Here is a 14,369-nt window from a genome sequence, read left to right as displayed (position 1 = left end):
AGCGGCTCCATCGGCAGGGGCGTACGCTCCGGCTCTACTCGCGGGCGGCCCGAACCAGACCGGACTGGTAAGCCCGGACCACGAGCTGGGCCCGGTCTCGCACGTCCAGCTTCGTGATGGCGTGCTGGACGTGGCTGCGGACGGTCAGCGGGCTCACATAGAGCTTCTCCGCGATTTCGTCATTGGACAGACCGCCCGCCACCTCGGCGACGACCTCCCTTTCGCGCGCGGTGAGTTCGGGAAGCGCATCCGTGCCACGAACGGGGGGTCCCACGGCCTCGGGCGCGGCGAGGAATCGGGAGATCAGGGTCCGAGTGGCGGCGGGCAACAGTAGGGCGTCCCCGCCGGCCACCGTCCTGATCCCTGCGAGGAGTTCCTCCGGTCCGATGCCCTTGCCGAGGAAACCGGAGGCCCCCGCGCGGATGGCCTCGGCGACGTACTCGTCGGTCTCGAACGTGGTGAGCACGAGGACCTTCGTGGTACGCAGTGACACGTCCGAGCAGATCTCGGCCGTCGCCGCCAACCCGTCCAGCACCGGCATGCGGATGTCCATCACAACGACATCGGGGTGGGTGGCGCGGGCCAGGTCGACGGCCTCTCTGCCGTTGGCCGCGAGCCCTACGACGTCGCAGTCCTCCTGCAGATCGATCAGCATGCAGAACGTGCTGACGACGAGAGCCTGGTCGTCGGCGAGCAGTACTCGAATGGTCACTGCTGCGGTACCTCCTCGGAGCTCGGGTGCTGTGCCGTGCTGTGCATCGGCAGTCCGAGCGTGACGGTGAAGCCGCCCTCCTCCCTGGGTCCGGCCTGCAGTCGGCCGCCGACGGACTGTGCGCGCTCCCGCATGCCGATGAGCCCGTAGCCGGACACCTGACCAGGACGGGATGCCGGGACGCCGGGGTGGCCGTCGTCGACGACGGTGATCGTCACCCAGCTTCGGGTGTACGCGAGATGCACCCGGGCGCCGGCGGTGCCGGCGTGCTTGGTGACGTTGGTCAGCGCTTCCTGAATGATCCGGTAGGCCGTCAGATCCACACCGGGCGACAACGGCTTTCTCTCCCCCTCGGTGGTGGCCTCCACACTCAGGCCCGCGCGCTCGAAGGATCGCAGCAGGTCCGGAAGCTGGGCGAGTCCGGGGGCCGGGTCTCGCGGGGAGTCGGTGTCACCGCGCTGGCGCAGCAGGCGGACGGTCGCGCGGAGTTCTCGCAGGGCTTCGTCGGTGGAGTCGCACAGGTGCTCCATCATCTCCGGCGCGCGCTCCGGGTGGTGGCGCATGAGGTATGTGGCCGTGTGCGCCTGTGTGGCCGCGAGCGCGATGTGATGGGCGACCACGTCGTGGAGCTCACGGGCCATCCGGAGGCGTTCCTCACTCACGCGGCGCAGGGCCTCCTCCTCCCGTGTGCGCTCGGCGAGTTCGGCCCGTGCCTCGGCGGCCGCGAGGTACTCGGTGTTGCTGCGCACCGCGTCTCCGACGGCCCCTGGCAGCAGCGTCCACGAGATCAGGCCGATGATGAAGGCTCCCCAGGGGAATACGGGGTCGTGGACCAGCGAAGCCGCAAGCAGCGTCGCGGCGGTCGCGACTGCTCCGATACGGGCGGTACGCCGATCGGTGCGGAGAGCCAGGAGAAAGAGCGACACCAGACACGGTGCCTGGATCAGGGGGTCGAGCTGGATACCTGTGAGTGCCAGAACGAGCGCACACGTCGTGGTGATCCCCGTCGTCAGCCGCGGGTGAGCGCGGTGCAGGAAGAGGGCCGCCGCCCCCACGGCACTGATCACCACCACGAGCGTATCGGGCACTCTCAGATGCCCGGGGTTCTCGGGGGGTACGGCGCTTCCGAAGACCCCTATGGCGAAGGTGGCCAGCGCCAGGGCACCGTCCGCCGCACGTGGGTGGCGACGCGAGGTGTTCCGCCAGTCGCTGATCATGATGTCTCTCCGCCGTTTCCCTTTTGTTCCCTGCGCCACCAGCATCCCCGATGCCGGTCGCGACCCGATACGGAGCGGTGGGCCCACCGCGGGGGGCCCACCGCTCCGTACGAAGCCAGTCGGTCAGACGCGGCCCGGTTCCTGCTCGGCCTCATGGGTCACGGGTGCCGGAACCGGCTGGAGTGTCCGGTTCAGCTTCTCGCCCTCGACGTCCACGTTCGGCAGGACCTTCTGCAGCCAGCGCGGCAGCCACCAGGCCTTGTCCCCGAGGAGCGCCAGAAGGGCCGGGACGATAGTCATGCGTACCAGGAACGCGTCGAAGAAGACGGCCGAGGCGGAACCGACCCCCATCATCTTGATTACCGATTCGCTCATCCCGATGAATCCGGCGAAGACCGACATCATGATCGCGGCCGCGGCCACGACGACCTTGCCGCTGTGCCGGAACCCGGTGACGATCGCCTGTCCGGGCCGTTCTCCGTGGACGTACGCCTCGCGCATGCGGGTGACGAGGAAGACCTCGTAGTCCATGGCCAGGCCGAAGACCACGCCGATCAGGAAGATCGGCAGCATGCTGGAGATCGGACCCACCGTCTGGACACCGAGCAGGTCGGCGAACCAGCCCCACTGGAAGACCGCCACGATCACGCCGAACGACGCGCACACCGACAGCAGGAAGCCGAGCGCCGCCTTCAGCGGTACGAGGATCGAACGGAAGACCACCACCAGGAGGAGGAAGGCCAGACCGACCACGAGTGCGAGGTAGGGCAGGATCGCGCCGGTGACCTTGTCGGCCATGTCGATGTTCACGGCGGTGGTGCCGCTGACCAGCATGTCCGCGCCGGTGTCGGCCTTGATGCCGTCTGCCTCGTCCCGAATGGTGTGGACGAGTTCCTTGGTCTCGGTGCTGGCGGGAGCGGTCGACGGAGTGACCGTGAGGACGGCGGTGTCGCCCGCCTTGTTGAACATGGGCTGCGTCACGCTGACCACGCCGTCCGTCCCCTTGAGGTCGTCGGCGACGGTCGTGGCCGCGGCCTTGGGATCGTCGGATCCCTTGGCGTCCACGACGACGGTCAGCGGACCGTTGAAGCCGGGGCCGAAGGCGTCGGACAGCGCGTCGTAGGCCCGGCGCTCGGTGGTCGATGTGGACTTCGACTCGTCGCCCGGGTTGCCCAGTTCGAGATCGAGCGCCGGCGCCGCGAAGGTACCCAGAGCCACCACAGCGAACAGGACCACGAGCAGTGGCCGGCGGATCACGAGGCGAGCCCAGCGTGTGCTCAGCCCCGGCTTCTCCGGCGTGAGGGCCTCCTGCGCGGGGGCCTCCGTCACGGGAGTCTGGCCCGACTCGCTCCTCTTGCCCTTCTTACGCACGGACCGGGGCAGCACGGCGTTCGGGGCGAAGCCGAGCAGCGCGGGCAGCAGTGTCAGGGCGATCAGCACCGCGATCAGGACCGTGAACGCCGCGGCCAGACCCATCTTGGTGAGGAACCCCAGACCGACGACGGACAGGCCGACCAGGGCGATGATCACGGTGAGGCCGGCGAACACCACGGCGGAGCCCGCCGTGCCGACGGCCCGTCCGGCGGCTTCCTCCGGATCCCGGCCCTCAGCCCGTTCGGACCGGTAGCGGGACAGGATGAACAGGGCGTAGTCGATGCCGACGGCGAGCCCGAGCATCAGCGCCAGTACGGTGGTCGTGGACGAGAAGCCGATGGTGCTGGCGAGCGCCGTGATGATGGCGACGCCCGTACCGATGCCGAGCAGCGCGGTGATCAGCGGCAGGCCCGCTGCCACGACGGACCCGAAGGTGATCAGCAGGACGACCGCCGCGACGGCAACACCGATCAGCTCGGTGGTGCCGGACATCGGCACGGACGACAGGGCGTCGCCGCCGATCTCCACGGTCAGACCGGTGTCACGGGCGTCCTGGGCAGCGTCCTTGAGCGCGGAGGTCGTGGCGTCGGTGAGTCCGCTGCTCGACTTCTCGTAGTTGATGGTGGCGTACGCGGTGGTGCCGTCCTTGCTCACGGCATGCGCCGTGAAGGGGTCGAGGGCACTCTGCACCTGGCTGCCGTCGGCCAGTTCGCTCACCGTGTGTTCGATCGCGGCCTTGTTGGCGGACGCCGTGATCTTCTGCCCGTCGGGGGCGACGAAGACGAGCCGGGCGGTGGCCCCGTCGGAGCTGCCGCTGTCAGGGAAGCGCTGGTCCATGAGGTCGAACGCCTTCTGGGATTCCGTCCCAGGAATGGAGAGAGAGTCTTCGGGCGCGGCCGGAGCCTTGGCCGCGCCGAAGACGGCGACGGCGAGTATCGCCGCCCAGAGCAACAGAAACCAGTGTCGTTTCCGGAACGACACTCGGCCCAGTCGATAGAGGAACGTGGCCACGAGGGAGGCTCTCCAGTCTGAATCTCAGCAGTGGGCGACGTGCAGGGCCGCAAGGCACGGCAGGCCACCGGGGCAGCGTGGAAGCAGTCCACCGCCTGTGCGGAGGCGGGATGCGTGCAGCCATCCTTCGTGCAGTGGCCTCTCATCGGCATCGTCGCTCGGCACGCAATCGCGGCTACTGCCGCTGGAGGAGATCCCGCCCGTCCGGCGAGGCTCACGTACTCCGTGAGGAGGACATGGTCCACGTGGACAGGGCTGACGACCGATGTATGTTCAGAGGCGGTGATCAGGACGGCAGGCGAGTGTGGTCCGCGGTTGGCCTGGCTGAGCAGTTCCACGGCGCCGACGAACGGGTCGGCCCGCCTTCCAGTCTCGACACCGCCCCAGACGAGCACCACTGGTGACGCGACCGAGGCCATCGCCGTGACCGGCCGGGCGAGATAGAACGACCCGGTCGTTGCCTTCGCGCCCGCCGTCGCCGATCGGAACCTCGATGCGTTCGACGGGCGGGGTGTCGAGCGCACCGGCTTGAAGGAAGTAGCGCCAGGCCTTGCGGTAGGCGAATTGTCCAGCCGGATGCAGCGGACTGGGACATCGCCCGACGAACGCGAACTGGTATGCCTGCCGCCACGCCTCACGAGCGTCGGCGGGCCAGCCCTGCGACTGCGCGTCGAGCGCTCGCGACTCGAACGTCCGTCCCGTGGCCAGCCATGCCTCGGCCCATTCCTCGGGTCCGATACCCGGCAGTGCATCCACCACCGCTCGGGCGTCGTCGATCGAGATGGCGTGGAACGGGTGGCTCCGCGCGTCGAGATGGGCGTGCAGCCATTCGCGTGCGTTGCTCAGTGGGCGTGTACCGGTAACCGGATCCACGCCTTGCACAGTGGACATCAGGCATCCTTCGCCAGGGCTGCGAATGCCGCTTCCTGCACCACGTGCTCCTCCGCATAGCGGTGCTCACGTTCGAGCCCGGACATCGTCGACGACGCCTCGACGACGATCTTCGCCCGCGGCAGGCGCCGTCGTCCGAAACTGCTGAGCGCTTCCTCGAGTGGGCCCGGCCCGTCGAGGTGCTCGGCCAGGAGCACCGCATCCTCGATCGCCAGCGCGGCTCCGCTGATCATGTGCGGAGCACACGTGTGCACGGCGTCCCCAATGAGGATGGCCCGGTCACGGTGCCACGGCCCGTCGACGAGCAGGCCCAGCACCGGTCGGCGGACAATCGCGTCCGGGTCGTCGACGGCGTCGCGGGCACCTGCCATCCATCCCTCGAGCGGGGCCAGGACCTCCCTGAACTCGGCCAGGAGGGCCTCCCCGCTCAGGTGCGAAACCTGGGCGACGTTCTGCGTGGAGAAGATGTAGGCGTGCTCGGGCGAGATCGGCGTGAGGCCCGAGGCGTGCCTGGGCGCGTTGAACGTGTGGGTACAGGTCGCCCAGTCAGGGCGCTCGACCATCGTCCGCCACACGTACTGACCCAGGAAGGAGGGTTTGCCGTCGATCCCTATGAGGCTTCGCGTCCGTGACCCGACGCCGTCGGCGCCGACCACCAGATCGACGATCCGTTCGGTCCCGTCGCCGAGCACGGCTCGGACGTCGTCGGCTCTGAAGGTGAGGTCGACCAGTTCGGCGTCGGTGGACAGCAACGCCCCAGCCGACTCGGCCGCGGTCCGCAGAACACGGGACAACGCCGGCCTGCCGAGGCCCACTATGACCGGTCGCCCCGGCCCGAGCAGGGAAGGGGGTTCGATCTCGTGCAGGACGTTGCCGGCGGTGTCGCAGTTGCGAATACCCCGCATGGGATAGCCAGCGTCCATGCATTGCTGCGCCAGACCGATCGAGTCCAGCGCCCTCAGCGCCGGACCTGTCAGGCTCAGTCCCCAGCCGACGGCGGGCCAGCCAGGCTGCTGTTCGACGACCTCGACCGCGTGCCCTCGCCGGCACAGCGCGACAGCCGCGGTGAGACCACCGATACCGCCGCCGACGATCAGGACGCTGCGCCGTTGCTGCTTCATCATCTGCTTCCTCGGTAGGTCAGAGGGCTTGAAGGTGCTCGCCGACGTGTGCAGCCCATTCCTCTGTCGGCCGGAATGCGCCCTTCCTCCGGGCGCTTCCCCGTGTTTCGGTGACGAGTTCCTCGGTCGGCCAGAGTGCTTCTGGCGCAAAGCCGGCAGATCCACGGATCGTCGAGGTCGTGGTCCAGCAGCGTATTCCCACGTGTTACGGACCGTGGCGCCGGCCGCGTCGCGGCCTATGACGCACTGTCCGCGCCCAACCTCGGGCCTGCCGGCGCCATCGCGGCTCCTGACGTCGACCGCTCTCGGGTCCTGCTGGACCTTCCCCAAAGGGCCGCGCTCGGCGGGCACCCGTAACGGAGGCCAGCCCCTCCCGTTGGAACAGCCGCGTGATCTGCGCGTCGAAGTGCACCGCTCGCGGCAGCGGATAGCCGTCCGTCGCGTTCTCCACGACGAGCGTGCGCACCCCGACCCCTACCCGCGGTGTTCACGACCACCGCTCCGACCGGTCCCAAGCCGACAACAAGAACGTCCTGGGTCTGCATGACTCGAAGAATGCTCCTGATGAACCACAGACGTCAAGATTGACATGTTATTTATGACACAATAAGTTCGACCCTACGCCGACATCCATGTGCGGCGGAGGGAGCCTGAGCGTGAAGCTCGCCAGTCACATCCGCCACGACGGGGCCACTGTCGCGGTCGTGACCGATGCCGGCCTCGTACCCCTGACGGATCTGAGCGCCGACGTGCGGGGGGACATGCGTCCGGTTCTGGCTTGGCTCGATCTCTGCCGCCCCGACCTGCACCCGGAAGAGGCGAGGATGGTGCGCGGCGCTGACCTACCCGATCCGGGTGTCTCTCGTGACTCTCGGGCGTGCGAGCACCGGCCCATTCGGGCCCACCCTCACTGAAACCACCTGCGCGGGAGTACCTCCACTGACATGAACACACGGATATCGCGTCCCACAGAGCCCAGGCTGGTCGTCATGCTCAGCGAGTCGTGGACCTTGGCGCAACCGCGCGACCTACGTTCCCTGGTCGACCTGAGTGTCGTGATCGAGCGGGCAGGAGCTCACGGGGTACTTGTCGGCGAGCACGTGGTCATGGGTCCCGATGCCGGACGCAACGGTGCGCCGGCCAACCCTCGAGACTTCTTTCGCAACGGCAACCAGCGCCCCGCCGATGCACACCCGAGCAGTCTTGAGCTGCTCAGCGCCATGGCCGCTGTGACCAACCACCTGGTTCTGCATGCGGTTGCCCTGCTCAGCCCACTGCGCCATCCACTCGTCCTCGGCAAGCAGTTGGCCACGCTCGACTTGATCTCCCAAGGGCGTCTCGTCTTCATGCCCTCAACGAGCTGGCAGCGGGAGGAGTACGCGGCGCTGGCTGTCGACTTCGACAAGCGCGGTGACATCCTCGACGAGCAGCTTGAGGTCTGGCGCGGTGCCTGGCGCGACGACGTCCTCAGTCACCGCGGCACCCACTACGAATTCCGCGACGTCTACTTCGAACCCAAGCCCTGGCGGCCTGACGGCCCACTTCTCTGGATCGGAGGGTCGCGACTGCACCGGCGAGCGATACGGCGAGCCGTCCGTTACGCCGACGGCGTTTTCCCCGGCAAAGTTCCCACAGACGAAGAGCTCGACCTCCTCTCGTGGGCGCTTACCCAAGAGGGGCGACGTCTCGAGGACGTTGATCTGTGCATGTGGTTGGGAGCGGAAACGCCGTTCCCCGACGACCGCGGCCCGAAACCGTTGGGCCCCGCGCTTGATGCGGCCGCTCCGCATTTCGGCCGGGGCATAGCCACGTTCGTGATGAAGGCATCTCAGTACATAGATCACGTCGATCAGCTCGGGGACCTGGTGGCCGAGGCCCAGACAGGGTTGCGTGAACGTCTCCGGTGACCGACACCGTGCCCGCCGCCGGTGAAGCGGGTCAGCGGCGGAGCAGGTCGGGCTCAGTCTTCTTCCGGAGCTCGTCCTCGGTGACGCCCGGCGCCAGCTCGACGAGTTCCAGGCCGTCCGGGGTGACATCGAGGACGCAGAGGTCCGTGATGACACGCTGCACGACGCGGCGGCCGGTGTGCGGCAACGAGCATTGACGGACGATCTTCTGGGAGCCGTCCTTGGCCAGGTGTGTCATCAGCACGACGACTCGGTCGGCACCATGTACCAGGTCCATCGCCCCACCCATGCCCTTGATCATCTTCCCGGGAATCATCCAGTTCGCGATGTCACCGGACGCCGAGACCTGCATCGCACCCAGGATCGCGACGTCAACCTTGCCTCCGCGGATCATCGCGAACGACGTCGCGGAGTCGAAGAACGACGCTCCGCGGCGTACGGTCACCGTCTCCTTGCTCGCGTTGATCAAGTCGGGGTCCTCGTCGCCCTCGAACGGGTACGTACCGAACCCGAGGATTCCGTTCTCCGACTGCAGCACCACCTCGACGTCATCCGGAATGTGGTTCGGTACCAGCGTCGGCAGGCCGACGCCCAGGTTCACATACGATCCGTCGCGTAGCTCCGCGGCTGCCCGCGCTGCCATCTGTTCACGCGTCCACGCCACCCGTACAGCTCCTCGTAGTAGTCAGGTTCGGGGCCCAGCCTCGCTCCACGCGCCCACAGGGTGAGGCCGCGCTGCAGGACACCGGCAGATGAAAGGCCGGCAGCGAGGTCCCGTCCCACCTCGGTGAGTCCGTCAACGAACCAGTACGGTCCTCTTCTCGATCCGCTTGCCGGCGGCCTGCTCCGGCGTCAGCGGCACCACCCGCTGCACGAAAATCCCGGGGGTGTGCACATGGTCGGGGTCGATCTCGCCGGGCTCCACGAGCTCCTCGACCTCAGCGATGGTGACGTGTCCGCACATCGCGGCGGGCGGGTTGAAATTCCGTGCGGAGCTTCGGTAGACGAGGTTGCCATGCCGGTCGCCTTTCCAGGCCCGTACCAGCGCGAAGTCCGCGACAATGGCCTTCTCCAGAACGAACTCGACGTCTCCGTCGCGGGTCTCGAAGACGCTCACCGCCTTCCTCGGCGACTGCTTGACCACGTTGCCGCTCGCGTCATAGCGCCACGGCAGACCGCCGTCCGCGACCTGCGTCCCCACGCCCGTGCGCGTGTAGAACGCAGCGATGCCCGACCCTCCCGCACGCATGCGCTCCGCCAGCGTGCCCTGCGGAGTCAGTTCGACCTCGAGCTCCCCGGCGAGATACTGCCGGGCGAACTCCTTGTTCTCACCGATGTAGGAGGCGATCACCCGGCGCACCCGGCGCGCCGACAGCAACCTGCCCAGGCCCCAGTCGTCGACGCCACCGTTGTTCGACACCAACTCAAGGCCCCTGGTGCCCGCATCCAGCACTGCCTGGATCAGCACCGAGGGGATCCCGCACAGTCCGAACCCGCCCACGGCCAGTGTCGCGCCGTCCGGGATGTCCGCCACGGCATCGTCAGCCGACCCCACAACCTTGTTCATCATCTCCTCCTCTTGACTTCGCTCTTCACGCCGGCACCGCGGTCCGACCGCGCCACGCTCCGCACAAGCGGACCAGGTGGGCCTGATCCCGAAGGCGGAGAATCCCATCCCACAGGTTCATCTCGAGGCCGATCCCAGGCTGGACAGGCACGCCAGTCGTCACGTCGGCCGCCGGCTCGAGAGGAAGTCGCGAATCGCTTCGACGAAGTCGTTGTAGGCCACCGTGGGTCCGGCAGTCGTCGCCGCATCAGCTCCAGCGGCTACACGTGCCGGCTCGACCTGACTCAGCGCGCGCTTCGCCGCCGAGATCGCACCCTCTGGTGCGGCGGCGATCTGGGTGGCGATCGTCGTCGCCGTCGCGAACGCCGTCCCGGCCGGCACGACGCGCGTAACGAGCCCAACGTTGACCGCCTCTTCGGCGGTCAGCAGACGGCCAGTCAGGTAGAGGTCCGCCGCCATCGCCTTCCCTGCCCGACGAGAGACCCTTGCGACGAATGCCTCCGACGCTTGAATCCCGAACCGGGCCACAGGCATTCCGATACGCGCCGCCTCGGACAGGACGACGAGGTCGCACGCCAGCGCCAGCTGACATCCCGCCCCCGCCGCGATGTCCTCGACGGCCGCGATCACCGGCACCGAGGACCGCTCGATCGCCTGAAAGCAGGTCTCCATGTCTCTGAAGGTCTGCTCGACCCCTTCGAAACTCGCGTCCACCCAGTCGTTCATGTCCGAACCGGCGCTGAAGGTGTCACCTCGGCCTCGCACGACGATCGCAGCAACGCCGGGTTCGGTCGGCAACCACGCGACGAGACCCGCCAGAACGTGCCAGTCCCGAGCGCCCAACGCGTTGCGCCGGGTCCCGTCACCGATCTCGATGACCGCGACCTTCCCGTGAAGACCATGGCTGACGCGCTCGGTCGCCACCCTCTCGTTTCCTTTCCGCACGCTTCTACTTGCTGGGTAGTCCCCGCCCGTGCTGGTCAGCGCTCGTGGTGCGCCATGCGGCCACCGTGGTGACGCTCGTAGTGCTGGGCCAGCAGGTTCATGGCGTAGTCGTTGCCGTTCGGCTCCCGGACGATGGTGTGCACGTGGAACCGGGCAGCTTCTTCGTTGGCCAGGAAGACACCCGGGTGGTTGTCGTACTCCACCAGGAGAACAGGCGAGTGCACGCGGTAGTAGAACGGCGCGACATCGTCGTGTCCCCCACGCCAGACGAAATGAGTTTCGTCGAGGTGGCCAACGACCTGGTCCAGCTTGGCGGCGGCGTGCACCTGCGGCATCCGGTCGAGGTAGACGCGCAGCAGGTCGACGAGCAGATCCTTCTGGTCCTTCGTCAGGCGGCTGACCTTGATGCCCTCCGGCGGTAGCACGAGGTTGTCGCACCCCGCACCACCGACGTGCCGGCCGTTCCACGGCCCGGCGAGCTCGGCAGGCAGGTCCTCCGGCAAGAGGGTGGCGCTGAGCAGGAACTCCTGCTCCTGGTCGGCCGTGAGCGCTCGCCGGAACTCCAGTCCTCGCTGCGTCTCGTCATCCAGGGCTCGAACACCCTTGTGCGGGCCCGCGACGGCGACCGTGGGCTCGGCGCCGATGAAAACCGGTGCGAAGACAACTTGACTGTCGACGAAGACGCAGTGCAGGTCGAGATGGTGACCCATCAGCTGCCAGCCCCACGGCGCACCCGAGTCCGGCTCCCCGAACACCGTGAACCAGTAGTTGAACTCCGTCAGGGTGTCGCGATAGTCGTCGACAAGCTCACCGAGTGCCGCGTTCAGCCTCATGGCCGCCCGCACGGACGAGTAGCCCTCGGGGCTCAGGCTCGCCTCGATGACACGAAGCGCGAGGGCGCGCCGCTCGTCGTTGAACCTTTCCAACCGCATGCCCTTCGGTGTCCAGGTCGGCACCGCGTTTGTCCACAGCCTCCACTCCGGCGAGTCCATCGGCAGTTGCCCGATCAGCCGCTCGTGCGGCTGCAACGCGTTGAGGTAGGTCATCGCGGCCGCGACAGCCTGGGTGGGACGCAGACCGGTGTCGGTGAGCGTGTAGAGGCCTCGTCTCGGCGTGCCGCTCTCGGTGATCCCGACGAATGGCTCGCGGTAGTGCCGTTCACCCGCCGACAGCTCGAACGCCGGCACGGCCGGCAGCAGATCGGCGTAGAGGATCGAGTCCACGATGGGCAGCTCGCCCTTTTGCGTACGCAGCGGGAAGCTCGCTGGGGTCGGGTCCGTCCGGACAGAGTCCGCGAGTTCCTCGACTTGGTGTTCGCTCATGGCGGTTCCTCCGGTGTTCCCGTTCGCGGCTACTCGGTCGGCACCGCAAGCGCGGCGTCCTCGGGCATGAACTGCGGCTGGATGTGGCGGGCTTGGATCAGCCAGCGGCCGTCGACGCGGACAAAGGTGTCTTCGACGTCGGCGACAAGAGCCGGGCATGTGCGCCGTCGCGGCGCCTGGCCGTCCTCTGCGAACAGCAGCAGCGAGGACAGCGCGCGAGCGGAGTTGCCGTCGAAATCGAGCAGATGCAGGTTGGTGACGCAGTGCCGCGAGACCCGCGGGCCGCGTGCACTGCGGTTGGCATAGAGGTTGTCGATCTCCGTCGTTCCCGTCACGGTCACGCGTGAGATCGTCAGGGTCGCGTCGCCGGTGAAGTACCTAGACACGCCAGACCCATCGGTGGCGTCGATTTCGTACCACACCGCAGTCACCAACGCCGTCAACTCGTCGCGGGCCACGCGCATCGAGACCGCCGGCGCGGCCGCGCCGCTGGTGCGAGCGTCGTCGGCCGCTGGATGCGGCACGTGCGTCTCGTGTTCGTCCTGGGCCGGGGCAGGTGTCTCGGTTGAGTGCCCGGTGCCGCGAACGGCCGCGGCCGCGGCTGTGGCGCCGGCGCGCAGGAAACTGAGATCGGTGCTGATCGTGATCAGGCTGTATCCGCGGGTGAGGCGGTCCGCTGCGTCGGCGCCGCTGTATGCGGCTCCGCCGAGCGCGATCCCCTTGTCACGGCAGATGGCTTCGGCGTTCTCGATCCCGCGGCGCAGGCCGGGATCGTCGAGACCGCCACCACTGGACACGGCGAGATCCACTTCACCTATGAAGATCATGTCGATGCCGGGCACCGCCGCGATCGAATCGATGGCTGCGAGCGCGGCGCCGCTCTCGACCTGAGCGATGAGTGTGATCCGGTCGCCGCCTCGGAGGTAATCAGCCAGCCCGGCGGTCCCCCACGAGCCGGCCCGTCCGGACGGGCTCGCCCCACGACGCCCCACTGGCGGGAACCTGACGGCCTGGACGGCAGCCTGCGCACCTGCGACGTCCTCGACACGGGGCACGACGACGCCGGCTGCTCCCGCGTCCAACACCGGTTGGACGTGGGCGGCGGTCGCTTCAGGGACACGCACGAACGGTCGCAGCCCAGATGCTCGGGCCGACCCGACCATCTGGGAGACGGTCTCGATGTTGAGCGTCGCGTGTTCGAGGTCGATGATCACGAAGTCCAGGCCGGCCGTGGCCAGGAGCTCGACGACCTCGACGGCGGGCAGTTTCACCCAGGTACCGATGAGGGATGTGGTCCTGTTGCGGGCAGTGTTCATGCCGGTGGCCGCTTCTGGGTGTCGTGCGCGGGCACGTCGTCGGCAGCGGCGTAGTCCGCCGCGTTGAGGACCCAGCCCTGGTCGAGGAAGTCACGGCGCGGTGGCGCGAAGATGTCGAGCAGCTGGTGCAGCCCGTCCCCGACGGCCTGGGTCGTGTGGATGAGCGGCGGGGGAATGACGGTGATCGATGGGCTTTCCACTTGGATGTGTTCATCTGGCCGCCAGTCGGCCAATCGCGACGTCCATGTGGTGCGCAGGTGGTGCACGTACGTTCCGGCGAGGGTGACCGAGCACTGTTCGAAGTCATCGTGCCAGTGGGGTGAGAGACGGTCGGGGTCGCGGGGCTGATGCTCGTCCGGGAACCAGTTGATCATCAGCGACGAGGACCGCAGTATTCGCCCGAGACGACCCGGCTCAGGTTCGACGTCGTCCAATCTGTGGACGCGCATGCGCTCGGACAGAGGTCTGCCCGGTGTGCCCGGGAGCGCCACCAACGGATTCGCGGCTCGGTAGTCGTCGGCGTTGCGTGCCGCGGCGGCCAGTCCTGCGCGGCCGGCCGCAAAAATCCGGACCACCCTCCCGTCGGTGTGGGCCGTCAGGGTGCTGTCGCCCGGCGGGACGATGACGACGGTTGAGGCTGCGGCGTGGACGGTCTCGTCGTCGGTGTCGTGACCGGCGTGACTGACCGAGACGGTTCCGGCGCACACCACGACGATGTGTTCGTCATCGCCTCCTTCCACCGCGAGTCGTTCACCCGCCCTCACATCGGTGAGGGCGACCACGAAGTTCTGGCCGCGCACGACCCAGGTCCGGCCGCCCAGCGGCAGCTCTGCGTCCGGTTTCTCGGCGACGAGATCAAGCACGGTGGCGGCCCGAGCCCTCGACCGCGGTGCTGCCGGGACCGCCTGAGCGCTGGTCAGCGCGGCGCGGGGATCGCCGGCCGGGTACATCGAGCTCACGGTTGGCCTTTCTGCTGGTCTTCGAAC

General features: G+C 68.0%; 12 protein-coding genes. 1 reads left to right on the top strand and 11 read right to left on the bottom strand.

The window, feature by feature from the left end; genetic code table 11:
* Positions 1–34 precede the first annotated feature (34 nt).
* From OG852_RS47200 to OG852_RS47180, 5 genes are all read right to left on the bottom strand, one after another.
* Positions 35–712, bottom strand: coding sequence for a response regulator transcription factor (locus OG852_RS47200; protein ID WP_330351226.1), 678 nt, complete (start codon positions 710–712; stop codon positions 35–37).
* Positions 709–1,929, bottom strand: a complete 1,221-nt coding sequence (locus tag OG852_RS47195) for a sensor histidine kinase (RefSeq protein ID WP_330351225.1) — start codon at positions 1,927–1,929, stop codon at positions 709–711. Before OG852_RS47195 ends, OG852_RS47200 begins: the two co-directional genes overlap by 4 nt.
* A gap of 123 nt (positions 1,930–2,052) precedes the next feature.
* Positions 2,053–4,314: an MMPL family transporter gene (locus OG852_RS47190; protein WP_330351224.1), complete on the bottom strand. Its 2,262-nt coding sequence runs from the start codon at positions 4,312–4,314 to the stop codon at positions 2,053–2,055.
* A 273-nt stretch (positions 4,315–4,587) separates the two neighbouring features.
* Positions 4,588–5,205, bottom strand: coding sequence for a hypothetical protein (locus OG852_RS47185; protein WP_330351223.1), 618 nt, complete (start codon positions 5,203–5,205; stop codon positions 4,588–4,590).
* Positions 5,205–6,326 (bottom strand): FAD-dependent monooxygenase, encoded by a 1,122-nt coding sequence (locus OG852_RS47180; RefSeq protein WP_330351222.1) that lies wholly within the window; start codon positions 6,324–6,326, stop codon positions 5,205–5,207. Before OG852_RS47180 ends, OG852_RS47185 begins: the two co-directional genes overlap by 1 nt.
* A 989-nt stretch (positions 6,327–7,315) precedes the next feature.
* Here OG852_RS47180 and OG852_RS47175 point away from each other — a divergent pair.
* Positions 7,316–8,233 carry an LLM class flavin-dependent oxidoreductase gene (locus OG852_RS47175; RefSeq protein ID WP_330351221.1) on the top strand — a complete coding sequence of 306 codons (918 nt, stop codon included), beginning with the start codon at positions 7,316–7,318 and terminating at the stop codon, positions 8,231–8,233.
* Between the two features lie 31 nt (positions 8,234–8,264).
* On the opposite strand, the gene OG852_RS47170 is transcribed toward OG852_RS47175, so the two are convergent.
* The 6 genes from OG852_RS47170 to OG852_RS47145 all read right to left on the bottom strand — a co-directional run bounded on the left by OG852_RS47170 (position 8,265) and on the right by OG852_RS47145 (position 14,342).
* The gene (locus OG852_RS47170) at positions 8,265–8,897 is read right to left on the bottom strand and encodes a CoA transferase subunit B (RefSeq protein ID WP_330351220.1); all 633 of its coding nucleotides are present in this window, start codon (positions 8,895–8,897) and stop codon (positions 8,265–8,267) included.
* 132 nt (positions 8,898–9,029) lie between these two features.
* Positions 9,030–9,800, bottom strand: a complete 771-nt coding sequence (locus tag OG852_RS47165; protein ID WP_330351219.1) for a CoA transferase subunit A — start codon at positions 9,798–9,800, stop codon at positions 9,030–9,032.
* A 159-nt stretch (positions 9,801–9,959) separates the two neighbouring features.
* The gene (locus OG852_RS47160; RefSeq protein ID WP_330351218.1) at positions 9,960–10,724 is read right to left on the bottom strand and encodes an enoyl-CoA hydratase/isomerase family protein; all 765 of its coding nucleotides are present in this window, start codon (positions 10,722–10,724) and stop codon (positions 9,960–9,962) included.
* Between the two features lie 56 nt (positions 10,725–10,780).
* On the bottom strand, positions 10,781–12,067 hold the full coding sequence (locus OG852_RS47155) for a DUF3500 domain-containing protein (protein ID WP_330351217.1): 1,287 nt from the start codon (positions 12,065–12,067) through the stop codon (positions 10,781–10,783).
* Between the two features lie 29 nt (positions 12,068–12,096).
* The gene (locus tag OG852_RS47150; protein WP_330351216.1) at positions 12,097–13,383 is read right to left on the bottom strand and encodes an aldolase/citrate lyase family protein; all 1,287 of its coding nucleotides are present in this window, start codon (positions 13,381–13,383) and stop codon (positions 12,097–12,099) included.
* Positions 13,380–14,342 carry a hypothetical protein gene (locus OG852_RS47145; protein WP_330351215.1) on the bottom strand — a complete coding sequence of 321 codons (963 nt, stop codon included), beginning with the start codon at positions 14,340–14,342 and terminating at the stop codon, positions 13,380–13,382. The genes OG852_RS47150 and OG852_RS47145 overlap by 4 nt, the downstream gene beginning before the upstream one ends.
* Positions 14,343–14,369: the final 27 nt, after the last annotated feature.

It is taken from the genome of Streptomyces sp. NBC_00582, from assembly GCF_036345155.1.
In the GTDB taxonomy this organism is placed as follows: domain Bacteria; phylum Actinomycetota; class Actinomycetes; order Streptomycetales; family Streptomycetaceae; genus Streptomyces.
The sequence above is the reverse complement of the archived record's forward strand: the minus strand, read 5'-3'. Positions and strand labels throughout refer to the sequence as shown.

Bases quoted from the DNA above. Each gene is read 5' to 3' on its own strand.
- OG852_RS47155 (WP_330351217.1), bottom strand. From the start codon at position 12,067: ATGAGCGAACACCAAGTCGAGGAACTCGCGGACTCTGTCCGGACGGAC.
- OG852_RS47175 (WP_330351221.1), top strand. From the start codon at position 7,316: ATGCTCAGCGAGTCGTGGACCTTGGCGCAACCGCGCGACCTACGTTCC.
- OG852_RS47180 (WP_330351222.1), bottom strand. From the start codon at position 6,326: ATGAAGCAGCAACGGCGCAGCGTCCTGATCGTCGGCGGCGGTATCGGT.
- OG852_RS47165 (WP_330351219.1), bottom strand. From the start codon at position 9,800: ATGAACAAGGTTGTGGGGTCGGCTGACGATGCCGTGGCGGACATCCCG.
- OG852_RS47185 (WP_330351223.1), bottom strand. From the start codon at position 5,205: ATGTCCACTGTGCAAGGCGTGGATCCGGTTACCGGTACACGCCCACTG.
- OG852_RS47150 (WP_330351216.1), bottom strand. From the start codon at position 13,383: ATGAACACTGCCCGCAACAGGACCACATCCCTCATCGGTACCTGGGTG.
- OG852_RS47195 (WP_330351225.1), bottom strand. From the start codon at position 1,929: ATGATCAGCGACTGGCGGAACACCTCGCGTCGCCACCCACGTGCGGCG.